Genomic DNA, 25268 nt, shown 5'->3' with positions numbered 1-25268 from the left:
TCAGAACTTCAGCAGGTTGGCGTCGTCGACCGAGGTCGACCGGCGGGCACGGAAGATCGTCATGATGATGGCCAGGCCGACGACGACCTCGGCGGCGGCGACCACCATGGTGAAGAACGCGATCACCTGACCGTCGAGGTTGCCGTGCAACCGGGCGAAGGTCACGAACGCCAGGTTCACCGCGTTGAGCATCAGCTCCACACACATGAACACCACGATCGCGTTGCGGCGCAACAACACTCCCGCGGCGCCGATGGTGAACAGCAGCGCAGACAGGAACAGGTAGTTCTGGGGGTTCACCGCTTGCCTTCCTCGTCGGCCGTCGGGTTGTCGTCGCGGACCGTGCCCACCGAGAGCACGGCGGCTTCGGTGTGGGCGCGGTTGCGGCGGTGACGCAGGATCGTGCTCACCGAGAGTTCGGCGAAGGAGCCGTCGGGAAGCTGGGCGGGACTGTCGACGGCGTTGTGCCGTGCGTAGACACCCGGTGTCGGCAGGGGTGTGGCCCGTTCGCCGGCGTTGCGGAAGCGATCACGCGACATTTCCCGCTGTCCGCGTTTGGGGGTGAACTGTTCACGGTGGGCCAGCACCATCGCACCGATCGTGGCGGTGATCAGCAGTGCCCCGGTGAGTTCGAACGCCCACACGTAACGCAGGAAGATCAACTCGGCGAGTTCGGCGATCACGTCACGGTCGCCGAAACCGCGTCCGGGAAAGTTTGTTCCGCTGTCGCGCAGGGCCGCGCCGATACCGCCGATGAACAGCAACCCGAATCCGAGCCCGACGATCGCGGCGGCGATGCGCTGGCCGCGCAACGTTTCCCGCAGCGATTCCGCCGAGTCGACGCCGACGAGCATCAGCACGAACAGGAACAGCATCATCACCGCGCCCGTGTACACCACGATCTGCACGACGCCGAGGAACAGCGCACCCTGCGCGATGTAGAACACGGCGAGCGCGATCATGGTGGCGGCCAAGCACATCGCCGAATGCACGGCCTTGGCCGCGGTCACCATGCCGAGGGCACCGAGCACCGCGATCGGGGCGAGTACCCAGAACAGCACGCCCTCGCCCGTGGAGGTGTTGGTCACTTCGGCGGCCAGCATGTGTGCGGTGCTCATCGCAGTGCCTCCTGCTCCGACGGTGCCGGACCGACCCGGCCCAGGTAGTAGTCGGCCGCGTCGGTGCCCGGTGCCATCGGATGCGGCGCGGGGGTCATGCCCGGCTCCAGGGGGGCCAGCAGCTGGTCCTTCTCGTAGATGAGGTCGGCGCGGTTGTCGTCGGTGAGTTCGTATTCGTTGGTCATCGTCAGTGCGCGCGTCGGGCAGGCCTCGATGCACAGACCGCAGCCGATGCAGCGCAGGTAGTTGATCTGGTAGACGCGGCCGTACCGTTCACCCGGGGAGAAACGTTCGTCCTCGGTGTTGTCGGCGCCTTCGACGAAGATCGCATCGGCCGGGCACGCCCACGCGCACAGTTCGCAGCCGATGCACTTCTCGAGTCCGTCGTCGTAGCGGTTGAGCTGGTGCCGGCCGTGATAGCGCGGCGCGGTCGGCACCTTCTGCTCGGGGTAGGACTCGGTATTGGGCTTTTTGAACATCGTGGCCGCGGTGACCGCGAACCCGGCGAGCGGGTCGAACAACCCGAACTCGGGCTGGTCGTTCGCGGGCCGTGCGGGCATCGGCGGCACCGGGAAGCCCAGGAACACCGACGAGGTCGCCGGCTCCTGTGGCGGCAAGGGCGGCAGCCCTTTGCTGCGACCCGCGCGCAGGAACGTCGCGATCATGGCGGCGGTGATCACCACGCCCACACCGACCAGGATGTAGTTCTGTCCGGCGATGCCCTCGAGGTCGAGGACCCGTGCCGCGGCCACGACCATCACCCACACCAGCGAGGTGGGGATGAGCAGTTTCCAGCCGAGATTCATGAACTGGTCGTAGCGCAGCCGGGGCAGCGTGCCGCGCAGCCAGACGAACACGAACAGGAACGTCCACACCTTGAGGGTGAACCACAGCAGCGGCCACCATCCGGAGTTGGCGCCCTCCCACAGGCTGATCGGGAACGGCGCCCGCCAGCCACCGAGGAACAGCGTCGTCGCCAGCGCGGACACCGTGGCCATGTTCACGTATTCGGCGAGCATGAACATCGCGAACTTCAGCGACGAGTACTCGGTGTGGAAACCGCCGACCAGTTCACCTTCGGCTTCGGGCAGGTCGAAGGGCGCCCGGTTGGTCTCGCCGACCATCGACACGCAGTAGATGAGGAAGGAGGGCAGCAGCAGGAACACGAACCAGGTGCCCTCCTGCGCGCTCACGATCTCGGAGGTCGCCATGGTGCCCGACAGCAGGAACACGGTGGCGAAGGTCAGTGCCATCGCGATCTCGTAGGAGATGACCTGCGCGGTCGAGCGCAGGCCGCCGAGCAGCGGATAGGTCGAACCCGACGACCAGCCGGCGAGCACGATGCCGTACACGCCGATGGAGGTGATGGCGAGGATGTAGAGCACCGCGACGGGCATGTCGGTGAGCTGCAGCGCGGTGTGCGTGCCGAAGATCGAGACCTCCGGGCCCATCGGGATCACCGCGAAGGCCATGAAGGCCGGGATCACCGAGATGATCGGGGCGAGCACGAAGATCGGCTTGTCCACGATCGCCGGGATGATGTCTTCCTTGAGCGCCATCTTCACGCCGTCGGCGATCGACTGGAGCATGCCGCCGGGGCCGATCCGGTTGGGCCCGATCCGCATCTGCATCCACGCCACGACCTTGCGTTCGGCGTAGACCGCGATCAACGGCACCAGCATCAGGTAGATGAACACGCCGAGCGCCTTGACCACTACCAGCCACAGCGGATCGGTGCCGAAGACAGGCCCGGCGTCGGCCGCGAGGAGTTGGACTCGATCACTCATGACGGTGTTCCTTCATCCTGTCGTCGGCGCGACGCAGGCGCACCACGGCGCCGGGCGTCACACCGAGTTCGGCGGCGACCGTCGAACCGGGCGAGTGCAGCGGCAGCCACACCACCCGGTCGGGCAGGTCCGTGATCATCAAGGGCACCGAGATCTCGCCGCGGTCGGTGTAGACGATGACGTGATCGGCTTCGTCGGCTTCGATCTCGGCGGCGGTCGCCGCGGACAGCCGTGCGACCGGCGGGCGGGCGACACCGGCGAGATTGGGTTCACCGTCTTGCATCCGGCCCGCGTCGAGCAGCATCCGCCAGCCGGCGAGCACGGCCATTCCTGGCCCGGGTACGGGTCGGGTCTGGCTGGTCAGTTCCGGGGCGGAGATGGGCTCACCGGTCCAGGCGCCGAGTCCGTCGAGTTCGGTGCGGGCCGCGGCGGGGTCGGGCAGGTTGATCGGGACGCCCATCTGCGCGGCCAGCGAGTGCAGCACCCGCAGGTCCGACAGGGGAGCGGCGACGCGGCGGGTGGTGTCGAGCGGGGCCGCGGTGAAGGGGCGCGGACGAGCTTCCCAGGTACGGAAGGTGCCGGACTTCTCCATCGCGGTCGCCACCGGGAACACGACGTCGGCGCGTTCGGTGACGGCGCTGTGCCGCATTTCGAGGCTGACGACGAAGCGGGCCGCGTCGATGGCGGCCAGTGCGGCGGCCGGGTCGGGCAGGTCGGCCGGGTCGACACCGCCGATGATCAGCGCGCCCAACTGGGCGGCGCCGGCCAGGATCGCGTTGGCGTCGCGGCCGACGGTGACGGGGAGTTCACCGGCCTGCCACCGATGTCGAACCTGTTGGCGTGCCGAAGGGTCGACGACAGGCCGGCCGCCGGGCAACAGGCTGGGCAGAGCGCCCGCTTCCAGCGCGCCTCGTTCGCCCGCACGACGTGGCACCCACGCCAGTGCGGCGCCGGTGGCATCGGCCAAGCGGACCACCGCCGACAGTGCGCCGGGGCTGCCCGCGAGACGTTCACCCGCCATGATGACCGCGCCGGGCGTGTTCAGCATCGTCATGAGTTCCGCGGCATCGGCGGACGTTTCGGCCATGATCGAGGTGATGACGTCGGCTTCCCCACAGGGCGGGGTTTGGATGAGCGCACCCGACATGCGTTCGAGTCCGCGGGAGGCGAACGGAGCCAGCGACACCACCCGTTGCCCGCGGGTCCGTGCGGCCTTGCGCAGCCGCAGGTAGACGATGGGCGATTCCTCTTCCGGCTCGAGCCCGACCAGCAGCACGACGGGGGCTCGGTCGAGTGCGGCGAAGTCGACCTGGACACCGCGTCCGGCGACGCGGGCGGCGAGGAAGCGTTCTTCCTCCTCCGAATGCACCCGGCTGCGGAAATCGATGTCGTTGGTCGCGAGGACCATCCGCGCGAACTTGCTGTACGCGTACGCCTCTTCCTCGGTGACACGGCCGCCGACGAGCACTCCGGCACTGCCGATCGCGGCGCTCAGGCCCGCGGCGGCGGCGGTGAGAGCTTCGGGCCAGGACGCGGGGGCGAGGACACCGTCCCAGCCGCGCACCATCGGTGTGGTGAGGCGGTCGCGTTCGGTGGCGTAGGCGAAGGCCCAGCGGCCCTTGTCGCAGTTCCATTCCTCGTTGACCTGGGGGTCGTCACCGGCCAAGCGGCGCAACACTTTTCCGCGGCGGTGATCGGTGCGCTGTGCGCATCCGGAGGCGCAGTGCTCGCACACGCTCGGGGTGGAGACCAGGTCGAACGGGCGGGCCCGGAATCGGTAGGAGGTACCGGTGAGGGCGCCCACGGGACAGATCTGGACGGTGTTGCCGGAGAAGTAGGAGTCGAGCGGTTCGGCTTGGGCGATGCCGACCTGTTGCAGCGCACCGCGATCCATCAGTTCGATGAACGGGTCGCCGGCGACCTGCTGGGAGAACCGGGTGCAGCGGGCGCACAGCACGCACCGCTCCCGGTCGAGCAGCACCGCCGTGGACAGCGGGATCGGTTTCGGGTACGTCCGCTTCTCGCCGTCGAATCGGGATTCGGCGCTGCCGGTGGACATCGCCTGATTCTGTAGCGGGCACTCGCCGCCCTTGTCGCAGACCGGGCAATCCAGCGGATGGTTGATGAGCAGCAGCTCCATCACCCCGCGCTGAGCCTTCTCGGCGACCGGGGAGCTGATCTGGGTGTGCACGATCATGCCGTCGGTGACCGGGATCGTGCAGGAGGCGACCGGCTTTCGCTGCCCTTCGACCTCGACGAGGCACTGACGGCACGCACCGACCGGGTCGAGCAGGGGGTGATCGCAGAAGCGGGGGATCTGCACGCCGATCAGTTCGGCGGCACGGATCAGCAAGGTGCCGACGGGAACTTCGATGGTGGTGTCGTCGATGGTGACGCTCACCATGTCGGCGGGCACCACATCGCTGCTGTTGCCTGGCGCGATGGCTGGCCCACCCGCCACCCGACCGCCACCCCTCACGGAATCGCTACGCGATGCTGGATTCATCGGTCCTCTTTCGCTGGTGCCCACACGGTCGAGGCGGCCGGGTCGAACGGGCAGCCGCCGAGTCGCTGATGCGCGAGGTATTCGTCGCGGAAGTACTTCAGCGAGGAGAAGATCGGGCTGGCCGCGCCGTCACCGAGCGCGCAGAACGATTTACCGTTGATGTTGTCGGCGATGTCGGCGAGCTTGTCCAGGTCGGCTTCGGTGCCGTCGCCGGCTTCGAGTCGGCGCAGCAACTGCACGAGCCAGTAGGTGCCTTCGCGGCACGGTGTGCATTTGCCGCAGGATTCGTGGGCGTAGAACTCGGTCCAGCGCAGGACCGCGCGCACCACGCAGGTGGTGTCGTCGAAGATCTGTAAGGCCTTGGTGCCCAACATGGATCCGGCGGCGGCGACACCTTCGTAGTCGAGGGCGACGTCGAGGTGTTCGTCGGTGAACATCGGGGTCGAGGAACCGCCGGGGGTCCAGAACTTGAGGGTGTGGCCGGCTCGCACACCGCCGGCGTAGTCGAGCAGCTCGCGTAACGTGATGCCCAGCGGGGCCTCGTATTGGCCGGGGCGGGCGACGTGTCCGGACAGGGAGTACAGGGTGAAACCGGGTGATTTCTCGCTGCCCATGGAACGGAACCACTCGGTGCCGTTGCGCAGGATCGAGGGCACGCTGGCAATGGATTCGACGTTGTTCACGACCGTCGGGCACGCGTACAGGCCCGCGACGGCGGGGAACGGGGGGCGCAGACGGGGCTGCCCGCGCCTGCCTTCGAGGGAATCGAGCAGTGCGGTTTCCTCACCGCAGATGTAGGCGCCCGCACCGGCGTGCACGATCAGGTCGAGGTCGAAACCAGAGCCGAGGATGTCGTGGCCGAGCAGGCCCGCGGCGTAGGCCTCGGCGACGGCGGCGTGCAGCCGGCGCAAGACCGGCACCACCTCGCCGCGCACGTAGATGAACGCGGTCGCGGCCCGGATCGCGTAGGCGGCGATCACGATGCCTTCGATGAGGGTGTGCGGGGTGGCCAGCATCAACGGGATGTCTTTGCAGGTGCCGGGTTCGGATTCGTCGGCGTTGACGACGAGGTAGTGCGGTTTCGTGGTGCCGTCGGGGCCGGGACCCTGCGGAATGAACGACCACTTCATCCCGGTGGGGAAGCCCGCGCCGCCACGACCGCGCAGACCCGCGTCCTTGACGGTGTGGATCACCTCGTCGGGCGTCTTGCGCAAGGCGGCGCGCAGTCCGTCGTAGCCACCGGTCGCGCGATAGCTCTCCAACGTCCAGGACCGCGGGGCTGCCCAGTGTTCACTGAGTACCGGGGTGAGCGACATCATCGCGATCCCCCTGCCGAGTCCTCCTCCGCGGCAGCGGTTTCGAGCCCTGCCACGGTGGGTGCGCCCGGTGCTCCTTCGAGCGCGCCGGGACGATCGTCGGGAAATCCGGCGAGGATGCGGGCGGTCTCGCGGAAGGTGCACAGCGGTGCGCCGCGGGTCGGGCGGACCTGGTGGCCCGATCGGAGGGCATCGGCGATCGCGACCGCGGATTCGGGAGTCTGGTTGTCGAAGAATTCCCAGTTCACCATCATGACCGGGGCGTAGTCGCAGGCGGCGTTGCATTCGATGTGTTCGAGGGTGATCGCGCCGTCTGGGGTGGTTTCGCCGTGCCCGACTTCCAGATGGTGTCGCAGCGCTTCGTAGATGGCGTCGCCGCCGAGGACAGCACAGAGGGTGTTGGTGCAGACCCCGACGTGGTAGTCACCGGTGGGGGTGCGCCGGTACATCGAATAGAACGTGGCGACCGCGGTTACCTCGGCGCCGGTGAGATTCAGGTGATCGGCGCAGAAGTCGATACCGGTGCCCGTCACGTACCCCTCCTCGGACTGCACCAGGTGCAGCAGAGGGAGAAGGGCGGAGCGGGGGTGCGGGTAGCGGGTGATGATTTCCTTGGCGTCCAGTTCGAGGCGTTCGCGTACATGCGGCGGATACGGTTCGGGACGGGTGCTCAGGCTCAGGAAAATCGGTGTGCTGGTGGGGTTCATCTGTCCACTCCGCCCATGACCGGGTCGATGCTGGCGACCGAGGCGATCACGTCGGCGACCATGCCGCCCTCGCACATCGCGGCCACCGCTTGCAGGTTGGTGAACGAGGGGTCGCGGTAGTGCACCCGGTAGGGCTGGGTGCTGCCGTCGCTGACCATGTGCACACCCAGTTCCCCGCGCGGGGACTCCACCGCCGAATACACCTGTCCCGCAGGCACTCTGATGCCCTCGGTGACGAGCTTGAAGTGATGGATCAGCGATTCCATGGAGGTGCCCATGATCTTGCCGATGTGTTTGGGTGAGTTGCCGAGACCGTCGGGGCCCAGTTCCAGATCGGCGGGCCAGGCGATCTTCTTGTCGTCGATCATCACCGGCCCCGGGCGCAGCTTGTCCAGGCACTGTTCGACGATCTTGATCGACTCGGTCATCTCGGCGATCCGAATGATGTAGCGGCCGTAGCAGTCACAGCCGGTGGTCGTCGGGATGTCGAATTCGTAGTTCTCGTACCCGCAGTACGGGTCGGATTTTCGCAGATCATGCGGCAGGCCGGTGGCGCGAAGGACGGGCCCGGTGATGCCGAGTGCCATGCAGCCGGTGAGATCGAGGTAGCCGATGTCCTGGGTGCGCTTCTTCCAGATCGGGTTCGCGCTGAGCAGGTGTTCCATATCGCGCAGGCGCCCGGGCAGCAGGTCGAGCAGTTCCCTGACTTTGGTGACGCCGTCGGCGGGCAGATCCTGCGCCAAGCCGCCGGGACGGATGTAGGCGTGGTTCATCCGCAGGCCGGTGATGTTCTCGAAGACGTCGAGGATGAGTTCGCGTTCACGGAAACCGAACAGCATCGGGGTGAGCGCGCCCAGTTCCATGCCGCCGGTGGCGAGAGCTACCAGGTGCGAGGAGATGCGGTTGAGCTCCATCAGCAGCACTCGCACCACGGTGGCGCGTTCGGGGATCTGGTCGGTGATGTCGAGCAGTTTCTCCACGCCGAGGCAGTAGGCGGTTTCGTTGAAGAACGGGGACAGGTAGTCCATCCGGGTCACGAAGGTGACGCCCTGGGTCCAGTTGCGGAATTCCAGGTTCTTCTCGATGCCGGTATGGAGGTAGCCGATGCCGCAGCGGGCCTCGGTGACGGTTTCGCCTTCGATCTCGAGGATCAGGCGCAGCACTCCGTGGGTGGACGGATGTTGCGGGCCCATGTTCACCACGATGCGTTCTTCGGCGCCGCCGTCGATCACTTCGCTGACCTGGTCCCAGTCTTGTCCGGCGACGGTCACCACCGGTGGTTCGTCGCGGCGGAAGTCGGTGTCGGTCATCAGCTGTAGGTCCTCCGCTCGTCGGGCGGCGGTATGCGCGCGCCCTTGTACTCCACCGGGATCCCGCCGAGCGGGTAGTCCTTGCGCTGCGGATGCCCGCGCCAGTCGTCGGGCATGGTGATGCGGGTCAGGGAGGGGTGCCCGTCGAAGAGGATGCCGAAGAAGTCGTAGGTTTCGCGTTCGTGCCAGTCGGTTGTCGGATAGACCGAGAACAGCGACGGAATGTGTGGATCGGCGTCGGGCGCGGATACTTCCAGCCGCACGCGGCGGCCGTGCGTGATCGACTTCAAGTGATAGACGGCGTGCAGTTCGCGGCCCTCGTCGTCGGGGTAGTGCACGCCGTTGATGCCCAGGCACAGTTCGAATCGCAGGGTGCTGTCATCGCGCAACGCGCTCGCGACCGCGACCAGGTGTTCGCGTTTGACGTGCAGGGTGAGTTCGTCGCGGAAGACCACGATTTTCTCGATCACGGTGTCGAAGGCGATGACCCGGCCCACGAGTGCGGCGCGCAAGGTACCGACGAAGGCGTCGAACCAGCTGCCGTACGGGGGCGGGGTGCCCGCGGGCAGGGCGACCGGGGTGACCAGACCGCCGTAGCCGGAGGTGTCACCGGTGCCGCTGACGCCGAACATGCCGCGCCGGGTTCCGATCACTTCGTCTCGAGGCGGTGTGGAGGGTGCCTGTGCGGGCGATTCCTCCGGAACCTGCTGTCCCGCAGAGTTGTCGGTGTTGTCGGGGGAGTCGAAGGTCATCGCAGCAGGCCCTCCATCCGGATGGTCGGCGTGCTGGCCAGTGCGGCCTTCTCGGCGGCGGCGATCGCTTCCTCGCGGTTGACGCCCATCGGCATCTCGGCGATTTTCGCGTGCAGTGCCAGAATCGCGTTGAGCAGCATTTCCGGGCGGGGCGGGCACCCGGGCAGGTAGATGTCGACCGGGACGATGTGGTCGACGCCCTGCACGATGGCGTAGTTGTTGAACATGCCGCCCGAGGACGCGCAGACCCCCATGGCCAGCACCCATTTGGGTTCGGTCATCTGGTCGTAGACCTGGCGCAGTACCGGCGCCATCTTCTGGCTCACCCGGCCCGCCACGATCATCAGGTCGGCCTGGCGTGGGGAGGCTCGGAACGCCTCCATGCCGAAGCGGGCGATGTCGAATCGTCCGGCGCCGGTGGCCATCATCTCGATCGCGCAGCACGCCAGCCCGAACGTGGCGGGCCAGACGGAGCCCTTACGCAGGTAGCCGGCGAAATCCTCGACCGTGCTCAGCAGGAACCCGCTGGGCAGTTTCTCTTCGAGACCCATTATTTCCCACTCATTCCCAGCTGAGGCCGCCGCGACGCCACTCGTAGGCGTAGGCGACAGACACGTTGACGATGAACAGCGCCATCGCGGCGAGACCGAACAGCCCGAGCGTGTCGAAATGCACGGCCCACGGGTACAGGAACACGATCTCGATGTCGAAGATGATGAACAGCATCGCCGTGAGGTAGTACTTCACCGGAAAGCGCTGTCCCGCTGCATTTCCCGGGCCACCGGCGATGGCGTGCGGGGTCGGCTCGATGCCGCATTCATAGGGTTCGAGTTTGGCCCGGTTGTAGCGTTTCGGGCCGATCAGCGACGCCATGATGACGGAGAACACCGCGAACGCCGCGGCGATGGCGCCGAGTACGAGTGCGGGCACCTCGATGTTCACGACTGCACTTCCCCTCCTCGCTGGAGCAGGCCGAGCCGTGTGGCCCGGCCGCGGACGGCAGCTTTCGGCGAGACGGGGCCGACAACGTTGTCCGCCGAACCGGGGCTCGCGCAAGGCTGTGCAGCGATGGCGGAGCGTTATACAAGAGCCCGTGCTCGTGTGAGCTAGAGCACAGACTACCGCCGTTTCGGGGCTCCGCCGCACGTTTCCGGGGAGGGGTTTGATCGATTTCGGTACCGCGATTCATGAGCGATACGGGGGTAATCGCCTTTGGGCACGCGTCAGCGAACCACCGGCGTTACCAGTGGTGATAGATGGAACGGTGCGAAGCGGACTATCCGACAGGTCGGGACGATGCCCGGATAGTCGGCATTCAGCGGGCGAGCAGGATCCCTGCGACCGCGTTGGTGAGCTGCATGGCGTCGATCGGGTGCGAGACGGCGGCCTCGGCGCGCGACCAGTTGGCCAACCAGGCGTCATCGGGTCGGCCGGTGAGCACGACCACCGGCGGGCACTGATCGATCTCGTCCTTGAGCTGCTTGGCGATACCGAGGCCACCCGTCGGAGCGGATTCACCGTCCAGAATCGCCAGATCGATCCCACCGGCATCCATCTGCTCGATGACCACCGGCGCGGTAGCGACTTCGAAGAAGTCGAGCTCCGGTAGATCGGCGCGCGGCCTACGGCCCAGCGCCAGGATCACCTGTTGGCGGGTATCGGCATCGTTGCTGTAGACCAGCACACGCAGAGGGGTGGAACCATGGGATTCGGCCACGCTCGGATCGTACGTCCGAGGGTGGCGCCACCGTGGCAGGTTCGCCGGATCGACCAGTCGCGCAGTGGTATCGGCGTCGATCAGCACCGTGCGGGGTCCGCGCTCAGGACCGCGGCGGTAGATCGAACTCGCCGCGGATGTCGGTGAACAGGCTTTCGACGTGAGGGCCGAAGGTGATCGCGGCTTCGGTGATCGCGGCTTCGGTGATCGCGGAGAGCGCGCCCTGTAGCGGATCGGCATGTCGCGCATGGAAAACCGTGTTGAGGGCGAAGTGTGGGCGACTGATGTTGCCGCGGTCGTAGGGGTTGCGCGCCGGGGCGGGGGGCGCCGGCCTTTCCCACACGATGCTGCTCCGGAAGCTCGCCTCGTCGGGTCCGTACTGGTCTCGGTCCAGCCGCGCGAACGCGGCGTCGTTGTCGTGGAAGGGTTCGGGCAGCGGTGCGCCGGATCGGAGCGCGTCCAGCGCCGGGCGCACCCAATCGCGATCACTGAGACCGGCGAGGGCGTAGGCACGCTGTGCGCAATACTCGGCCAGGCGACGCCGTTGCGTGGCGCTCATGGCAGCAATCGACTCGGCCAACGCGCGGTCGTAGCCCGCGAGTTCACGTCCGTGATAGGTGTCGGCGAAGGCGGGGATCGGGTCACCGCCCCACTCCGCGCGGGCTCTGGCCTCGGCCTCTGCTCGCAGCTCTCGCTGCCGGTCCGGCTCCGGCTCGGTCGGGCTCGGGGTGGGCTCGGTCGGTGGTGCTTCGCTGTTGGCGGGGATGCCGTAGCCGGGCATGTCCCACTGGCGGGCGGGTCGAACAGCGGTGCCGTCGTCGGGCCAGAGCCGGATTCGCCAGTGATCGCCCGGTGTGGTGTCGCCGGGCCAGCCGTAGTTCACGAAACCTGTTCCGGCGATCTCGGCCAGGTAATCACCGGGCGGCACGGGTGCGTCGGCCCAGCCGTCGACAGGTGAACTGATGGTCAGTCCGTGCTCACCGATGTGCAGTCGGGCTTCGCTGACATGCTGCCACTCGCCCTCGTCAACCGGTCGCCGATCCCACACCTGTATGTGGATCGGCATGTCGAAGTTGTTCTGGTGCGGGCTGAGCACCACCACGGTGTGACCGTCGCCCGCCGACGGCCTGTCCGCATGCGCGGCTTCGAGCAGCGCGAGCTCTACGTCCTCCTCGCCCTCCCCGCCGTGCAGGATGAACTGGCCGTAGTCGAGCGTCAATTCCAGACGATGCTCGGCGAGGAGATGCGAGGGTGCGGTCACGCACGAAATCGTGGCACAGCCCACCGACAGCGATCGATCAGTGTTGGCGTCGAATCAGTGAGTTACCGCCTCGTCCAGCTCGGCGAGGAGCCGCGCTTTGGAGCGGGCGCCGACGAGGGTGCGCAGGAGTTGGCCGTCGCGGAAGAGCAGCAGCGTCGGAGCCGCCATGACCTGGTAGTGGCGAGCGGTGAGTGGGTTCTCGTCGGCGTTGAGGGTGCGAACAGCGAGCGTGTCCGCGCGTTCGCGGGCGACTTCGGCCAGCACGGGGGCGAGCATTTTGCACGAAGGGCACCACGTCGCCCAGACGTCCACGAGGACAAGGCCGGGGTGGGCGAGCACGTCGCGGTCGAATGTCTCATCGGTCACCGCGACGGTGCCGGCGATCGCAGAACTCAGGGTCATCGCTATTCCTCGTGTTCGGTGGGGTTGTCGGGTGTTCGCTCGCCCTGCTGGGTCGTCCCCTCGCTACGTGATGAGGGCTGCAGGGCAGAGACGGCCGTCGGCCACGGGAGCATTCGTGTGATGCTGTGGCGGTGCGTGGCGTCGCGGAGGCGATCGGTGAGGGCGTCTCTGCGGGCGGTGAGGGCGTCGATTTCCGCGGTCAGTGCGTCGATGGTCCGCTGGTACTCGGCCAGCGACGCGGGGCAGTCATCGACGTGTTCGCTGCCCGTGGCCAGGCAGTCCAGGAACGGGCGTGTCTCCTCCACCGGGATGCCCAGACGATTCAGGGATCGGATTTCGCGCACCAGCCGGACGGTGTGGTCGTCGTATTCGCGGAAGCCGTTGGGGTGCCGTTCCGGTGCGACCAGCCCCAGCGCCTCGTATCGCCTGATGGCCTTGGGGCTGAGCTGAGCCAGCCGCGCGAGCTCTCCGATCCTCATGCAGCGAATGTAAACGCTGCCCCCAGGGGCAAGGTCAAGTGAGAGTTCACATTGTTTATCGGCGGTCCGTGAGCCATTCTGGAAAGGGCAAGGGACGCACCGGATTTCGCAGGGGGTCGTGACCGAATGCCGAATGGACTGAAAACGCTGACCCGGTACACGATCGAGGAAGAGCATCGGCATCCCGGTTCGTCGGGGGAGTTCTCCGCGCTGGTCAATGTGGTGGCGACGGCGGCGAAGATCATCGCCAATCAGGTGACGCGGGGGGCGATCGTCGGGTCGGGGGCCGAGGACGAGTCGTCGGTGAGTGGCCGCCTCGATGTGTTGACCGATGAGATCATGGTCGGGCAGACACAGTGGTCGGGGCATTTATCGGGGTTGTTGTCCGAGCAGCATGCGACGGTGCTGCCCGCGACGCAACGGCGGGGGAAGTATCTCCTGGCCTACGACGCGTTGGACGGTTCGAGCAATATCGACGTGAATCTGCCTGTCGGGTCGATTTTCAGCATTTTGCGGGCGCCGGAAGCGGTTGTCGCCGGCGACGCGGAACCGGCCGAAACCGACTTCCTGCAGCCGGGTGTGGAGCAGGTGTGTGCGGGGTTCACCCTGTACGGGCCCGCGACGATGCTGGTCCTCACCACGGGCAGCGGCGTCGACGGCTTCACCCTCGATCGGGAAATCGGCGCGTTCGTGCTGACTCATCCGCAGATGCGAATCCCCGAGGACACCTCGGGTTTCGCGATCAATGCCGCGAACGAGCGGTTCTGGGAGCGGCCGGTGCGCCGGTATGTGCTCGAGTGTTTGGAAGGGGTCGAAGGCCCCCGCGGGCGCGATTTCAATATGCGGTGGGTGGCGTCGCTGGTGGCCGACACCTTCCACATTCTGACCAGGGGCGGGCTGTATCTGTACCCGCGCGATACGCGCAATCCCGCACTGCCGGGCCGTGTCTCGCTGTTGTACGGGGCGAACCCGATCGCGTTCATCGTCGAGCAGGCGGGCGGGGCGGCGACCACCGGGCACGAGCGCATGATGGAGGTTTCCCCGGCCCGGGTGCATCAGCGGGTGCCGTTCATCTTCGGTTCCCGCAACGAAGTGCTGCGCATCGAGCGGTATCACCGGGAACCGGACGCGGGCAAGCGGTTCGACAGTTCGCTGTTCGGCACGCGGTCACTGTTCCGGCCCGCCAAACACGATCAGCGCACGTAGATGCGTGATCGGCACCGTACTTTTCGGGTGATCAGGCCGGGTCCTGGTCGCGTTCTTCCTGTTGCCTGCGGGCCTCGCGACGTTGCTGCTCGGCACGCTCGCGCAAACCGCGGAGGAAGGCCTCGTCGTCGTCGGGATTCGACGCGACCTGGCGACCGGGGCGGTCGTATTCACCGAACCGGGTATTGGAGGCAGGTCCTGACTCGCTGACCGGCCTGCCCGCGAACAACCACAGCAGCGCACCGATCGTCGGGATCAGGACGACGACGATGATCCACCCCATTTTCGGCAGGTGCCGGATGCCCGCGTCGGGGCTGGTGATGATGTCGACCAGGCAGTACACCCACAGGGCGAGAGTCAGAAAGCCGATGACGGCGTAAGGCATTCGGCGATTATTCCACGTCGCCCGCACGGTGGATCCGTGGTGGTCAGTCGGGCAGGAGCGGGACCGAGATTCCTTCGCCGCTGCGCAGGAGTGCGGCGCGGGTGACGGCGGTGGAGCCGAACCGGCGGCGAAGGTCGTCGAGGGTGGCGTCGAGGGTGTTCTCGGCGCGCGCTTCCAGCGGGAGGGTGAGTTGCATGGTGTCGGCGTCGTCGAGGTTGGTCAGCGAGAGGCCGATCAGGGTGATGCCGCGTTCGGTGATGAGCGGTTGGGCGGTGTGCAGGAGCAGGCGGGCGGCCTGGCGGATCGCGGTGGAGGCATCGGTGGCTTCGACCAGGGTGTGTGATCGGGTGGCGCGGGTGAAGTCGTCGAAACGTAAGCGCAGCACCACTGTTCGGCAGACGCGGTCGGCGGCGCGGAGGCGGCGGCCGAGGCGGTCGGTGAGGCCGTCGAGGTAGGCGGCTATCTCGTCGGGGTCACGGGGGCGGCGGCCGAGGGCGCGCTGGGCGCCGATCGAGCGCCGACGCTTGCCGGTTTCCACGCGGCGTGGATCGCGAGCCCACGACAGGGCGAACAGGTGACGGGCCGCGGCGGGTCCGAGGATGGCGCGCAGGTGGGGTTCGCCGAGTTCGGCGAGCTGGCCGATGCGGGTGATCCCGTTGGCGTGCAACGTCGCCGAGGTGACTTTGCCGACGCCCCATAATCGCTCCACCGGCAGCGGATGCAGGAAGTCGAGTTCTTTGCCGGGTTCCACGAGGCGTATTCCGTCGGGTTTGGCGACGGCGGAGGCGACCTTGGCGAGGAATTTGTTGCGTGCGATGCCGACGGAGATGGGCAGGCCCACCCGGTCGGCCACCTGTGCGCGCAGCCGGTGGCCGATGTCGATCGGTTCGCCGCTGATCCGGCGCAACCCGCTGACGTCGAGGAATGCCTCATCGATCGAGATCCCCTCCACCACCGGGGTGGTGTCGTGGAATACCGCGAAGACCGCCTTGCTCGCCTCGGCGTAGGCCGACATCCGCGGTGGCACCACGATCGCGTGCGGGCACAGGCGCAGCGCCTGGCCCGCGTTCATCGGTGTGCGGATTCCGAACGCCTTGGCCTCATAGCTGGCCGCCAACACCACCCCGCCGCCCACGATGACCGGTTTGCCGCGCAGCCACGGCTGGTCACGCTGCTCGACCGAGGCGTAGAACGAGTCGAGGTCGGCGTGCAGGATCGTGGCCTCGGCGCGGGACTGGATACGCGGGCGACGCGGGGCGGCGGAATCGGACACGAACATATGTTCGCATCAGGGTCTGACGAGTTCGGCCCGTCAGGGTTCGGAGATGACCCTGGCCTGCAGGTTGTCGGCGAACGCGCGCGCGGCGGTGATGTCGGTGGCGTCGGGGTGGCCTTTGCGGATGCCACCGACCAGGCGCAACGGCAGCCAGGTGTCGAAGCCTCGGCAGTCGAAGGCGTCGACCACGTCGAAGCCCTTCTTCTCGATGTCCCGGGTCAGGCTGGTGACATAGCGGCGAAACGGCGGTTCCGGGAACCCGCTGGTGCGGAACACGAACGCCTTGCCCTGGTGCCCGGCCGGCAGCGAGGCGATGAATCGGCGCAGTTCCGGATGGAAAGCCATGTTGTAGATGCCCGAGCCGAAGCCTACGAGGTCGTAGTCGGCGAGCTCGGCCGGATCGATGTCGGCGGGGGCGACGACCCGGCCGCCGAGTACCTGGCCGATGGCTTCGGCGACGCGCTGAGTGTTGCCGTGCGAGACCGACTTGCACACGAGGATGACCTTCACGGGAATGGTCCTTTCGTTCCGCTGCGTTGCTGGACACTCTCGAAGACACCGCTCGGGGTGCCGACGTGACACGGCGGTGCTGTGCCCTGCGTCACAGTGTGTGTTCGGCGGCGATATCGAGGGTGCGCACGACATCGATGGACCGCAGTTTGTCGGGGTTACGGACCGCGTAGAGCCCGGTGATGAGGTCGCCGGTGAGCTCGACCACCAGCACCGTGTCCAGATCGCCGTTCTTCGATCGGGCGATCACCGTGGGCTGTGCGTTGAAACTGCCGAATTCGACCGTCGCGCCCGCCATCGCGTTCTGTGTCAGCCCGATCAAGAACCGCGCGACCGGCTCGGCACCGATGATCGGGCGTCGCGCGGCACTCACGCGGCCACCGCCGTCGGAGATCTGCAGGACGTCCGGCGCGAGCACCGCCATGAGGGCGCTGACATCGCCGGTGCCGGCGGCCAGCAGGAAGCGGCCGATCACCGCGCGGCTGGTGTCGGAATCCGGCTGGAAGCGCCGGCGCCGCGACGCGACGTGCGCGCGGGCCCGGTGGGCGATCTGCCGCACGGCGGTGTCGGATTTGTCGATCATCTCCGCGATCTCGCGATGGCTGTGCCCGAACACCTCCGACAGCACGAACACCGCGCGCTCGGTGGGACCGAGAGTTTCCAGCACGAGCAGCATCGCCATCGACACCGATTCGGCCAGCAACACATCGTGTCCGGCGTCGGGCGAGGTGCGGATCGGTTCGGGGAGCCAGGTGCCGACGTAATCCTCGCGGCGACGCCGGACCGTGCGGAGATGGTTGATCGCCTGACGGGTGACGATCTGCACCAGGTACGCGCGCGGATGCGTCACCTGCGTCGCCTCGCGCCAGCGAAGGTAGCTGTCCTGCAACACGTCCTCGGCATCGGCGGCGCAACCCAGGATTTCGTAGGCGATCGTGAACAGCAGTGGCCGGAAGGTGGCGAATGTGTCGGACTCGGTCATCGGACCACCCCTGCGCGCCTCATACGCCGATGATTCCGGGCGGCAGCGAGTCAGCGCAACCACGCTGTCGCGCAGACGATCCCCGTCGTTGCGCCGGTCGAGATCGCCGGACACCTCATACCGCGGCGGTGTCGTCGCGCCGACCGAACCAGACAGGCAGGTGGTCGAGCAGATCCCGCTGATCTCGACCGACCCACGCCACATGCCCGTCGGGGCGAAGCAGCACCGCGGGGGCGTCGAGTTCCTCGCTGACATCGATGATGTGGTCGACCCGCTGCGCCCATCCCCGCACGGAGAGGTGCCCGGTCTGGTCGAGCAGGAGTCCGCGGCCGGCGTGCATCTGCGCGTAGAGGCGGCCGCGCGTCAACGCGATGTCGCGCAGTCGCCGGCCGAGTAATGGATCGCCCTCGCCGAAGTCGTAGCGGATTCCGATGGCGATGATCTTCTCGGTGAGATAGCGGCTCACCTCGTCGAATTCCATCAGCTGCGATACCAGCCTGCGCACCGCCTGTGGTCCCGCGTCGAGCGACATCAGCGCCATCTGGGCGCGGGTGTTGTCGAGCACGTCGGCGGCCACGGGGTGGCGTTCGGTCTCATAGGAGTCGAGCAGGCCCGGTGGCGCCCAGCCGTTGATCTCGGCGGCCAGCTTCCAGCCGAGGTTGAACGCGTCCTGCACGCCCAGGTTCAGTCCCTGTCCGCCGGTGGGCGGGTGGATGTGGGCGGCGTCGCCTGCCAGCAGCACCCGGCCGACCCGGTAGTGCTCGGCTTGGCGGGTGCCATCGCCGAAACGCGACAGCCAACGGGGCGAGTGCGCACCGAAGTCGGTGCCTGCGGTGGCGATGAGCTGTTGTCTCATCTCCTCGAGCGTGGGCGCGACAGTCCGGTCCTCGGCGACTCCGGCCGCGGGCGCGAGGACGCGATAGACGCCGTCCGCAAGGGGGATCGCGCCGAATCGCAGCTGGGTCTTGCGGACTTCGGCCATCACTTCGGTGATCGTTTCCGGTGACGCGGTCAATGCCATTTCGCCGAGCAGCGTGTCGACCCGGCTCGGCTCACCGGGGAACGCGACGCCGAGCAGCCTGCGCACGGTGCTGCGGCCACCGTCACAACCGACGAGATAGCGCGCACGCAACCGGGTGCCGTCGGCCAGTTCGACGGTGACCGCGTCGTCGCGCTGGTGCACGCCGACCACTTCGGTGCCGCGCCGGATCTCGACGCCGAGTTCGGTGGCGTGCTCGCTCAGCAGCTGGTCGGTGCGGGGTTGCGGGATGGCCAGAACATAGGGATGCGCGGTGTCGAGTCGTTCGGGCGCCGGTGCGGGAATGCCGGCGAAGAACCCGCCGAGCGGATGTCGACGTCCGAGCGCGAGGAACCGGTCGAGCAGGCCGCGCTGGTCCATGATCTCGATACTGCGCGCGTGCAGGCCGAGCGAGCGGACGATCTTCGTCGGCTCCACGTCCTTCTCCAGCAGGACCACACGCACCGCGTGCAGCCTCAATTCGGCGGCCAGCATCATGCCGGTCGGTCCACCGCCGACCACGATCACGTCGATCATCGAATACTCCCCTTCGACAGGATTTCCGCAGGTTGCGGGCTCGCCGAGAGATTGTGCGGCATCACCGGGGTCTTGCCGCAAGCCCCGGGGTGCGCTATACGTTGGAGGTGGCAAGGAACGGTTTTCCGTGCTTGCCATTGCCATGCTCGCGACTCTCACCGAAGCGGTGCCGGTACTGTGAAGCCGGTTCGGGCAAGGTGAAGGAGTCGGTCGGCGGTGCGTGGTTTCGGGGATCTCGAGTCGGTGCTGATGGATCGGCTGTGGGACCGCGATGTGGACACGACCACGGTGCGCGAACTGTTCGACGAACTCGCGACCGAACGCGACATCGCCTACACCACCGTGATGTCGACGATGGACAATCTGCACCGCAAAGGCTGGCTGGCCCGCGAGCGTGAGGGCCGCGCGTACCGGTACTGGCCGACGGTGACCCGCGAGGAACACAGCGCTCGGCTCATGCACGAGGCGCTCGGTGTGGGCGGGCGCTCCGACCTCGTCCTCAACTATTTCGTCGACCGGATCAGTGACGACGAATTCGCGGGACTGCGAGCGGCATTGCGCCGTGTCGCCACCCGGCGGGCCGAGGCGAGCTAGCCGGTTGCTGTCGGACCGATCTGATCTGATGGGGACTCCAATGGGATCGGTCACGGGGATGGGGACGCATGCTGAGTGTCGGATGGGATCAGGTGTTCGCCTGGCGGCTGCGCCGTCAGTTCGTCACGGCACCGACCGCGGGCGCTGCCGAGGATGTGGCGGCGCGGTTGACCGGGGTGCAGGCGCAGGTGGCGTCGGCGGCGGAAATGGCTGTGGCGGTGCGCCGGTGCGATTCCCGCGCGCCCGGTGTCGGTGAGGCGTTGGCCGCGGGCACGCTGATCAAGACCTGGGCGATGCGCGGCACCCTGCACGCGATGGTGCCCGAGCAGGCCGCGGCCGCGCTGTCGCTGCTCGGATCGGCGCGGACCTGGGAGAAACCGTCGTGGCAGAAGACGTTCGGCGCGACCCCTGATCAGGTGGCCGGTCTGGTGGAGGTGGTGTCAGGGGTTCTGGCGGGTCAGGTCCTGACCCGCGACGAGCTGGTCGATGCGGTGCTCGCCGAACCCGGCTTCGCCCACCTCGGCGAGCAGTTGCGCTCCGGCTGGGGTGCGGTGCTCAAACCGTTGGCCTGGCAGGGCGCGCTGTGCCACGGTCCCGCGCGCGGGACCAAGATCACCTTCACCACACCGGCCGACCTGGCACCCGGGTGGAAGGGCATCCCCGAACCCGATCTCGCCGCACCGGCGCTGATCCGCGCCTATCTCGGCGCGTACGGTCCCGCGACCCCGGAGGTCTTCGACGCGTGGCTCAGTCGCAACAGCGTGCGCAAAACCGTGCTGCGCGGGTGGTTCGCGGCACTGGGTGACGCGCTGACCGAGGTCGACGTCGAGGGGCGGATCGGCTGGATTGCGAGCGAGTTCGCCGACGATCTCGCCGCGGCGACCCTCGACGGCGGTGTCCATCTGCTGGGTCCGTTCGACCAGTACGTGCTGGGACCCGGCACCGGCGATACCGCGCTGCTGCCCGCCGAGCACCGGTCGAAGGTGAGCAGGACGGCAGGCTGGATCTCGCCGCTGGTGCTGGTCGACGGTCGCATCGTGGGCACCTGGGAACAGATCGACGACGAGGTCGCGGTGTCGATGTTCGACGCGCGCAAGGTCCCGAAGCGCGCCCTGACCGCAGCGGTGAACCGGCTGGCAGAGTCCGTCGGCGCACAGGGCCTCGGCGTCCGCGTGAGCTGAGATTTCGGATACGCCAGACGACGAACCAAGCGCTTGCTACGGTGGCTCGATGATCCCCACGATCGTCTGGGGCACCGGAAACGTCGGCCGCGCGGCCATCCGTGCCGTGGCTGCCCATCCGGCGCTGGTTCTCACCGGGGTGCTCGTGCACAACCCCGACAAAGTCGGCCGAGACGCGGGCACGCTCGCAGGCCTCGACACCGAATTGGGAGTGGCCGCGAGCGACGACATCGACGCGTTACTCGCCACCGGACCCCAGGCGGTGGTGTACGCGGCGTCCGGAGAGATCCGGCCCGACGAGGCGCTCGCCGACATCGTGCGGGCGATCCGCATCGGCGCCGTCGTCGTCACCCCCGCGCTCTACGCCCTCTACGACCCGCGCAACGCGCCGGCCGAAATGCGCGAACCGGTGCTGGAAGCCATTGCCGCGGGCGGTGGTTCGCTGTTCGTCTCCGGGGTGGATCCCGGCTGGGGCAACGATGTGCTGCCGCTGTTGATCAGCGGGCTCGCCGCCACCATCGACGTGGTGCGCTGCCAGGAGATCTTCGACTACTCCACCTACGACCAACCCGACTCGGTGCGCTACCTCGTCGGGATGGGACAGCCGATGGACTACCAGCCGCCGATGCTGCTGGCGAGCGTGCCGACGATGGTGTGGGGCGGCCAGATTCGGCTGATGGCCAGAGCATTGGGTGTCGAACTCGACGAGATCCGCGAAACGGTCGACCGGCGCGCCCTCGACGCGACGGTGCAGACCACCCAGATGGGGGCGTTCGACGAGGGCACCCAGGGGGCGGTGCGGTTCGAGGTGCAAGGCATCATCGACGGGCAGGCGCGCATCGTGATCGAGCACGTCACCCGCATTCATCCCAGCTGCGCACCGGACTGGCCGACACCGCCCGACGGTGACGGTGCCCACCGGGTGATCATCGAAGGTTCGCCACGCATCGAGGTCAGCGTCGAAGCGACCGACGAAGGCGGCAATCGCGCGGCAGGCGGAAACGCCACGGCGGTAGGACGTTTGGTCAATGCCATCGACTGGCTGGTCCAGGCGCCGCCCGATCTCTATGACGCACTCGATGTGCCGCTGCGCGCCGCGGTCGGCAAACTCGGAAGGACACCACGATGATCATCGATATTCCCGAGGGCAAAGACCCCATCGGCTATGTGTGGGGCGAGATGGTGCCCGGCATCGGCGTCGCCGCGGCGGCGTTCTCGCTGTCGGTCTACGAGCACTCCACCCTCGGCCTGCGTGAATTCGAAGCGGCCCGGCTGCGGATCGCCCAGATCAACGGCTGCCTGTTCTGTCAGGACTGGCGCACCGAACGCGAGGGGCAGAAGGTCGAAGCGGAATTCCCCGAAGCCGTCACCCACTGGCGTGACACCGACCGGTTCGACGAACGGACCCGCCTCGCCGCCGAATACGCCGAGCGTTACGCGACCGACCATCACGGCCTCGACGACGAATTCTGGGCCAGGATGTTCGCGCAGTACTCCCAGGCCGAGGTGGTGGAGCTGAGCATGAGCATCGGTTCCTGGCTGGCGTTCGGCCGCCTCAACCGTGTCCTCGGGCTCGACACCGTGTGCGTGCTGCCCGGCCACTGACCGCCGGGTGCGCCACAGGTGGCACCGCCTCGCCGTCGGCCGGGCGTCAGGGACTGGGCAAGACTGTCGCGCTCGCGCCGATTAAGCTGCGGGCCGTGATGGAACCTGCGCGAGAGCAGCTCATCGATACGGTGGCCTGGGTGCTGATCGAGAACGGTCGCATCCTGTGCGCCCGCCCGCGCGGCAAGGACGTGTACTTCATCCCGGGCGGCAAACGGGAAGGCGTCGAGACCGACCTGCAGACCCTGGTCCGTGAGGTCGCCGAAGAGCTGACCGTCGAGCTCACGCCCGAGAGTGCTGTTCATGTCGGCACCTATGAGGCCGCGATCGCCGACGGGCACGACACCGTTGTCCGGATGGCGTGCTACACCGCCGACTACCGCGGGGTGCTCACCGCCAGCAGTGAGATCGAGGCGCTGGCCTGGTTCGGATTCGGTGACCGCGATCTGGTTCCCCCGGTCGACCAGTTGTTGTTCGACGACCTCGCGGCGGCCGGGTCGTTGCGGTGACCGGCGCGGTGGCACGGCCGGCGTTCTCGGCGCTCTCCGGTCGGATCTGACCGTACGGGTCAGCGGGATCCGGGGATGTATACGCCGGCGGCCCGGAGTTTCGCTTCGACCAGGGCCGACAGCCGGGCCGAGGCTGATTCCCGCTCTTCACCGTGGTGGCGGATCAATTTGTAGCGTGTCGCGGCTTCTGTGCGGGCTTGCAGGCCCGTCACGATCTTCAGCTGCTCGGGGTTGGCGAGGTAGTGCTCGGCCAGCGCGGTGGCCACCTCCTCGATTCGCGGGTCATCCGGTTCCCAGGTGGCCGATTCCGAGGCGCGCCTGCTCAGTGTGAGGAATTCGGTGTCGTCGAGGGCGTTCTCGACATTGGTGAGGTAGTCGTCGAAGCCCTCCGGGACCAGCGCTCTGGCCAGCACCCACCCTTCCCTGGCTGCCGCGACCTCGGCCGGGGGGAAGCCGAGGCCGGGTAGGCGTGCGAGCAGCGCCACCGCGCGGTCGGGCAGCAGCGTGCGGTCGCCGTCGGCCAGCCGGTGCAAAGTGTCGCGGCGCACGATCAGTTCCTCGATCCGCTCGGTGAGACGACGCTCCACGTCGGCGAGCTCGGTGGCGAACGCATCGGCGTCGGCGTCGAGCAGTGGTCCGATCTCGGCCAGGGGAACTCCGGCGGCGGCGAGGGTTCTGACCTGCACCAGGCGCAACAGTTCGGCGGAACCGTAGCGCCGGTAGCCGGAGCTGTCGCGGGCCGGCTCGTCGAGCAGACCGTTCTTCTCGTAGTGCCGCACGGTCTTGATCGTGACACCGGCGAAAACCGCGGCCTGGCCGATCGTGACGCCGTTCATCATCTGCTCAGTCCGCCTTGTTCGAGGTAGTCCTACTCGGAAAGTTGACCTTGATGGTGCGTCGAGGTCAAGCATTCCGGGCCGCGCCCGGTTCGGCGCGGCCCAGAGGGGGTGTTCAGGCCGTGACGGCACCGAACACTTCGCCGAGCAGGCGCTGCGTCGCGGCCTGGAACGTCGCCGACATCGACAGGTCGGCGTCGTCGATGTAGTTGAGTGCGGCGGTCATGGTCTTGGTGCCGTCGAGCGTGCTGTACATCAGCGCCGCATGCCCACCGTGACCGCCGTTGTGGGTGATGACGGTGCCGGCCCGGGTCTGCTGGACGAAGACCCCGAGCCCGTAGCCGACCTTGGCTTCGGGCGTGAGCATTTCGGCCAGCAGCGGGGCGGGCAGCAGCTTGCCGCTCAGCAGTGCGGCGAGGAAGGTGTGCAGGTCCTTGCTGGTCGAGATCATGTCGCCGCCGCTGGAGATCCAGGACGGGTTCTGGGAGGTGACGTCGACTGTCTTCTCCACCCCGGCGTCGTCATAGCGGTAATAGGCGTGGGCGTGCGGTCCGCCGATCTCGGTCGAGGTCTCCGGCACGACAGTGTCGGTGAGCCCGAGCGGACCCAGGATCAGTCGTCCCATCTCCTGGGCCAGCGAATGACCGGTGACCGCCTCGATCACCAGCTTGGCGAGCGCGTAGTTGGTGTTGGCGTAGCTCCAGTCCGTGCCCGGCTCGAACCGCGCGGGCTTAGCCAAGGCCAGTCGCACCAGCTCGTCGGCCCGGTGGGTGTCGAAACGGTTGTCCACCCAGTCTTTGCCGCCCCACGCGACCACACCCGGTGCGGTCGTCCCGTCCTCGTAGAACTCGCCGGTGAAATTGAAGATCCCGCTGGTGTGCTGCAACAGCATGCGAACGGTGATGCGCGGGTCCAGCGCGAATCGGGGCAGGTAGTCGACGGCGGGAGTGCCCAGGGCGATCTTGCCCTCAGCCACCAGTCGCAGGACCACTGTCGCGACGAAAGTCTTGGTGTTACTGCCGATTCGGACGCGCCCGTTGATCGGCGGTGGTGCGCTCTCGCCCAGCACGCTGTGCCCGGCGCTGCCGACCCACTCGCCCTGCTCGTCGTCGACTCGCACGTGCAGGCCGACGAAACCGGTGGCGACGATCTCGTCGAGGGTCTGCTGCAAGGTCGGGTAGTGCTGTGCCGCAGTGGTTGTGGTGGTGTTCGTGTTCGAAGTCATGACATGAGCGTCCACCTTGACCCAAGGTCAACCGCAAGAGTGATCTGAG

27 protein-coding genes are annotated in these 25268 nt (G+C 67.5%); 6 read left to right on the top strand and 21 right to left on the bottom strand.

The window, feature by feature from the left end; genetic code table 11:
• From nuoK to ACFWFP_RS08265, 14 genes are all read right to left on the bottom strand, one after another.
• Entirely contained in the window at positions 1-300 is a 300-nt protein-coding gene (nuoK, locus tag ACFWFP_RS08330) for an NADH-quinone oxidoreductase subunit NuoK (RefSeq protein ID WP_266288663.1), read from the bottom strand.
• Positions 297-1118, bottom strand: a complete 822-nt coding sequence (locus tag ACFWFP_RS08325) for an NADH-quinone oxidoreductase subunit J (protein WP_379294032.1) — start codon at positions 1116-1118, stop codon at positions 297-299. The genes nuoK and ACFWFP_RS08325 overlap by 4 nt, the downstream gene beginning before the upstream one ends.
• The gene (gene nuoH, locus ACFWFP_RS08320; protein ID WP_379294031.1) at positions 1115-2905 is read right to left on the bottom strand and encodes an NADH-quinone oxidoreductase subunit NuoH; all 1791 of its coding nucleotides are present in this window, start codon (positions 2903-2905) and stop codon (positions 1115-1117) included. The genes ACFWFP_RS08325 and nuoH overlap by 4 nt, the downstream gene beginning before the upstream one ends.
• The gene (locus tag ACFWFP_RS08315) at positions 2898-5309 is read right to left on the bottom strand and encodes an NADH-quinone oxidoreductase subunit G (RefSeq protein WP_379295106.1); all 2412 of its coding nucleotides are present in this window, start codon (positions 5307-5309) and stop codon (positions 2898-2900) included. The genes nuoH and ACFWFP_RS08315 overlap by 8 nt, the downstream gene beginning before the upstream one ends.
• Before the next feature lie 98 nt (positions 5310-5407).
• On the bottom strand, positions 5408-6727 hold the full coding sequence (nuoF, locus tag ACFWFP_RS08310; RefSeq protein ID WP_379295105.1) for an NADH-quinone oxidoreductase subunit NuoF: 1320 nt from the start codon (positions 6725-6727) through the stop codon (positions 5408-5410).
• Positions 6727-7434, bottom strand: a complete 708-nt coding sequence (gene nuoE, locus ACFWFP_RS08305; RefSeq protein ID WP_379294030.1) for an NADH-quinone oxidoreductase subunit NuoE — start codon at positions 7432-7434, stop codon at positions 6727-6729. Before nuoE ends, nuoF begins: the two co-directional genes overlap by 1 nt.
• The gene (gene nuoD, locus ACFWFP_RS08300; protein ID WP_378629165.1) at positions 7431-8744 is read right to left on the bottom strand and encodes an NADH dehydrogenase (quinone) subunit D; all 1314 of its coding nucleotides are present in this window, start codon (positions 8742-8744) and stop codon (positions 7431-7433) included. The genes nuoE and nuoD overlap by 4 nt, the downstream gene beginning before the upstream one ends.
• Positions 8744-9496 (bottom strand): NADH-quinone oxidoreductase subunit C, encoded by a 753-nt coding sequence (locus ACFWFP_RS08295; RefSeq protein WP_379294029.1) that lies wholly within the window; start codon positions 9494-9496, stop codon positions 8744-8746. Before ACFWFP_RS08295 ends, nuoD begins: the two co-directional genes overlap by 1 nt.
• Complete coding sequence (locus tag ACFWFP_RS08290) at positions 9493-10047, bottom strand: NuoB/complex I 20 kDa subunit family protein (RefSeq protein ID WP_379294028.1); 555 nt, start codon at positions 10045-10047, stop codon at positions 9493-9495. Before ACFWFP_RS08290 ends, ACFWFP_RS08295 begins: the two co-directional genes overlap by 4 nt.
• A 10-nt stretch (positions 10048-10057) precedes the next feature.
• Entirely contained in the window at positions 10058-10438 is a 381-nt protein-coding gene (locus ACFWFP_RS08285) for an NADH-quinone oxidoreductase subunit A (protein ID WP_056819816.1), read from the bottom strand.
• 373 nt (positions 10439-10811) lie between these two features.
• Positions 10812-11213 carry a hypothetical protein gene (locus tag ACFWFP_RS08280; RefSeq protein ID WP_379294027.1) on the bottom strand — a complete coding sequence of 134 codons (402 nt, stop codon included), beginning with the start codon at positions 11211-11213 and terminating at the stop codon, positions 10812-10814.
• Between the two features lie 103 nt (positions 11214-11316).
• Entirely contained in the window at positions 11317-12474 is a 1158-nt protein-coding gene (locus ACFWFP_RS08275; protein ID WP_379294026.1) for a hypothetical protein, read from the bottom strand.
• Between the two features lie 54 nt (positions 12475-12528).
• The gene (locus ACFWFP_RS08270; RefSeq protein ID WP_379294025.1) at positions 12529-12876 is read right to left on the bottom strand and encodes a thioredoxin family protein; all 348 of its coding nucleotides are present in this window, start codon (positions 12874-12876) and stop codon (positions 12529-12531) included.
• Positions 12877-12878: 2 nt separating this feature from the next.
• On the bottom strand, positions 12879-13355 hold the full coding sequence (locus ACFWFP_RS08265) for a MerR family transcriptional regulator (RefSeq protein ID WP_379294024.1): 477 nt from the start codon (positions 13353-13355) through the stop codon (positions 12879-12881).
• A gap of 126 nt (positions 13356-13481) precedes the next feature.
• Here ACFWFP_RS08265 and ACFWFP_RS08260 point away from each other — a divergent pair, with 126 nt between their 5' ends.
• Positions 13482-14561, top strand: a complete 1080-nt coding sequence (locus tag ACFWFP_RS08260) for a class 1 fructose-bisphosphatase (protein ID WP_379294022.1) — start codon at positions 13482-13484, stop codon at positions 14559-14561.
• A gap of 31 nt (positions 14562-14592) precedes the next feature.
• Here ACFWFP_RS08260 and ACFWFP_RS08255 read toward each other — a convergent pair whose 3' ends face one another.
• From ACFWFP_RS08255 to rox, 5 genes are all read right to left on the bottom strand, one after another.
• On the bottom strand, positions 14593-14946 hold the full coding sequence (locus ACFWFP_RS08255; protein ID WP_379294021.1) for a PLD nuclease N-terminal domain-containing protein: 354 nt from the start codon (positions 14944-14946) through the stop codon (positions 14593-14595).
• A 43-nt stretch (positions 14947-14989) separates the two neighbouring features.
• A complete protein-coding gene (gene dinB, locus ACFWFP_RS08250) occupies positions 14990-16225 on the bottom strand; it encodes a DNA polymerase IV (protein WP_379294020.1) in 1236 nt (411 codons plus the stop codon).
• Positions 16226-16258: 33 nt separating this feature from the next.
• Positions 16259-16732 carry a flavodoxin family protein gene (locus tag ACFWFP_RS08245; RefSeq protein WP_379294019.1) on the bottom strand — a complete coding sequence of 158 codons (474 nt, stop codon included), beginning with the start codon at positions 16730-16732 and terminating at the stop codon, positions 16259-16261.
• A gap of 91 nt (positions 16733-16823) precedes the next feature.
• Positions 16824-17714 carry an RNA polymerase sigma-70 factor gene (locus ACFWFP_RS08240; protein ID WP_379294018.1) on the bottom strand — a complete coding sequence of 297 codons (891 nt, stop codon included), beginning with the start codon at positions 17712-17714 and terminating at the stop codon, positions 16824-16826.
• Between the two features lie 115 nt (positions 17715-17829).
• Positions 17830-19269, bottom strand: a complete 1440-nt coding sequence (gene rox / locus ACFWFP_RS08235; protein ID WP_379294017.1) for a rifampin monooxygenase — start codon at positions 19267-19269, stop codon at positions 17830-17832.
• A gap of 216 nt (positions 19270-19485) precedes the next feature.
• Between rox and ACFWFP_RS08230 the strand changes: the two genes are divergently transcribed.
• The 5 genes from ACFWFP_RS08230 to ACFWFP_RS08210 all read left to right on the top strand — a co-directional run bounded on the left by ACFWFP_RS08230 (position 19486) and on the right by ACFWFP_RS08210 (position 23158).
• Positions 19486-19863 carry a BlaI/MecI/CopY family transcriptional regulator gene (locus tag ACFWFP_RS08230; protein ID WP_379294016.1) on the top strand — a complete coding sequence of 126 codons (378 nt, stop codon included), beginning with the start codon at positions 19486-19488 and terminating at the stop codon, positions 19861-19863.
• A gap of 68 nt (positions 19864-19931) precedes the next feature.
• Positions 19932-21044, top strand: coding sequence for a winged helix DNA-binding domain-containing protein (locus ACFWFP_RS08225; protein WP_379294015.1), 1113 nt, complete (start codon positions 19932-19934; stop codon positions 21042-21044).
• A gap of 49 nt (positions 21045-21093) precedes the next feature.
• Positions 21094-22173: a dihydrodipicolinate reductase gene (locus tag ACFWFP_RS08220; RefSeq protein ID WP_379294014.1), complete on the top strand. Its 1080-nt coding sequence runs from the start codon at positions 21094-21096 to the stop codon at positions 22171-22173.
• Entirely contained in the window at positions 22170-22649 is a 480-nt protein-coding gene (locus tag ACFWFP_RS08215; protein ID WP_379294013.1) for a carboxymuconolactone decarboxylase family protein, read from the top strand. Before ACFWFP_RS08220 ends, ACFWFP_RS08215 begins: the two co-directional genes overlap by 4 nt.
• A gap of 98 nt (positions 22650-22747) precedes the next feature.
• Positions 22748-23158 carry an NUDIX domain-containing protein gene (locus ACFWFP_RS08210; RefSeq protein WP_379294012.1) on the top strand — a complete coding sequence of 137 codons (411 nt, stop codon included), beginning with the start codon at positions 22748-22750 and terminating at the stop codon, positions 23156-23158.
• A gap of 59 nt (positions 23159-23217) precedes the next feature.
• Here ACFWFP_RS08210 and ACFWFP_RS08205 read toward each other — a convergent pair whose 3' ends face one another.
• Positions 23218-23994, bottom strand: coding sequence for a MerR family transcriptional regulator (locus tag ACFWFP_RS08205; protein ID WP_379294011.1), 777 nt, complete (start codon positions 23992-23994; stop codon positions 23218-23220).
• A 115-nt stretch (positions 23995-24109) separates the two neighbouring features.
• Positions 24110-25219, bottom strand: coding sequence for a serine hydrolase domain-containing protein (locus ACFWFP_RS08200; RefSeq protein WP_379294009.1), 1110 nt, complete (start codon positions 25217-25219; stop codon positions 24110-24112).
• Positions 25220-25268 lie beyond the last annotated feature (49 nt).

The sequence above is a fragment of the Nocardia sp. NPDC060249 genome, from assembly GCF_042728755.1.
Lineage (GTDB): Bacteria > Actinomycetota > Actinomycetes > Mycobacteriales > Mycobacteriaceae > Nocardia.
Note: the sequence above shows the minus strand (reverse complement) of the source record. Positions and strands in the feature narration are given on the sequence as shown.

Excerpts from the sequence above, each read along its gene's own strand:
- ACFWFP_RS08325 (WP_379294032.1), bottom strand. The coding sequence starts at position 1,118 with ATGAGCACCGCACACATGCTGGCCGCCGAAGTGACCAACACCTCCACG.
- nuoH (WP_379294031.1), bottom strand. The coding sequence starts at position 2,905 with ATGAGTGATCGAGTCCAACTCCTCGCGGCCGACGCCGGGCCTGTCTTC.
- ACFWFP_RS08315 (WP_379295106.1), bottom strand. The coding sequence starts at position 5,309 with ATGGTGAGCGTCACCATCGACGACACCACCATCGAAGTTCCCGTCGGC.
- nuoF (WP_379295105.1), bottom strand. The coding sequence starts at position 6,727 with ATGTCGCTCACCCCGGTACTCAGTGAACACTGGGCAGCCCCGCGGTCC.
- nuoE (WP_379294030.1), bottom strand. The coding sequence starts at position 7,434 with ATGAACCCCACCAGCACACCGATTTTCCTGAGCCTGAGCACCCGTCCC.
- nuoD (WP_378629165.1), bottom strand. The coding sequence starts at position 8,744 with ATGACCGACACCGACTTCCGCCGCGACGAACCACCGGTGGTGACCGTC.
- ACFWFP_RS08295 (WP_379294029.1), bottom strand. The coding sequence starts at position 9,496 with ATGACCTTCGACTCCCCCGACAACACCGACAACTCTGCGGGACAGCAG.
- ACFWFP_RS08290 (WP_379294028.1), bottom strand. The coding sequence starts at position 10,047 with ATGGGTCTCGAAGAGAAACTGCCCAGCGGGTTCCTGCTGAGCACGGTC.
- ACFWFP_RS08270 (WP_379294025.1), bottom strand. The coding sequence starts at position 12,876 with ATGACCCTGAGTTCTGCGATCGCCGGCACCGTCGCGGTGACCGATGAG.
- ACFWFP_RS08265 (WP_379294024.1), bottom strand. The coding sequence starts at position 13,355 with ATGAGGATCGGAGAGCTCGCGCGGCTGGCTCAGCTCAGCCCCAAGGCC.
- ACFWFP_RS08260 (WP_379294022.1), top strand. The coding sequence starts at position 13,482 with ATGCCGAATGGACTGAAAACGCTGACCCGGTACACGATCGAGGAAGAG.
- ACFWFP_RS08255 (WP_379294021.1), bottom strand. The coding sequence starts at position 14,946 with ATGCCTTACGCCGTCATCGGCTTTCTGACTCTCGCCCTGTGGGTGTAC.
- dinB (WP_379294020.1), bottom strand. The coding sequence starts at position 16,225 with ATGTTCGTGTCCGATTCCGCCGCCCCGCGTCGCCCGCGTATCCAGTCC.
- ACFWFP_RS08240 (WP_379294018.1), bottom strand. The coding sequence starts at position 17,714 with ATGACCGAGTCCGACACATTCGCCACCTTCCGGCCACTGCTGTTCACG.
- rox (WP_379294017.1), bottom strand. The coding sequence starts at position 19,269 with ATGATCGACGTGATCGTGGTCGGCGGTGGACCGACCGGCATGATGCTG.
- ACFWFP_RS08225 (WP_379294015.1), top strand. The coding sequence starts at position 19,932 with ATGCTGAGTGTCGGATGGGATCAGGTGTTCGCCTGGCGGCTGCGCCGT.
- ACFWFP_RS08220 (WP_379294014.1), top strand. The coding sequence starts at position 21,094 with ATGATCCCCACGATCGTCTGGGGCACCGGAAACGTCGGCCGCGCGGCC.
- ACFWFP_RS08215 (WP_379294013.1), top strand. The coding sequence starts at position 22,170 with ATGATCATCGATATTCCCGAGGGCAAAGACCCCATCGGCTATGTGTGG.
- ACFWFP_RS08210 (WP_379294012.1), top strand. The coding sequence starts at position 22,748 with ATGGAACCTGCGCGAGAGCAGCTCATCGATACGGTGGCCTGGGTGCTG.
- ACFWFP_RS08205 (WP_379294011.1), bottom strand. The coding sequence starts at position 23,994 with ATGAACGGCGTCACGATCGGCCAGGCCGCGGTTTTCGCCGGTGTCACG.
- ACFWFP_RS08200 (WP_379294009.1), bottom strand. The coding sequence starts at position 25,219 with ATGACTTCGAACACGAACACCACCACAACCACTGCGGCACAGCACTAC.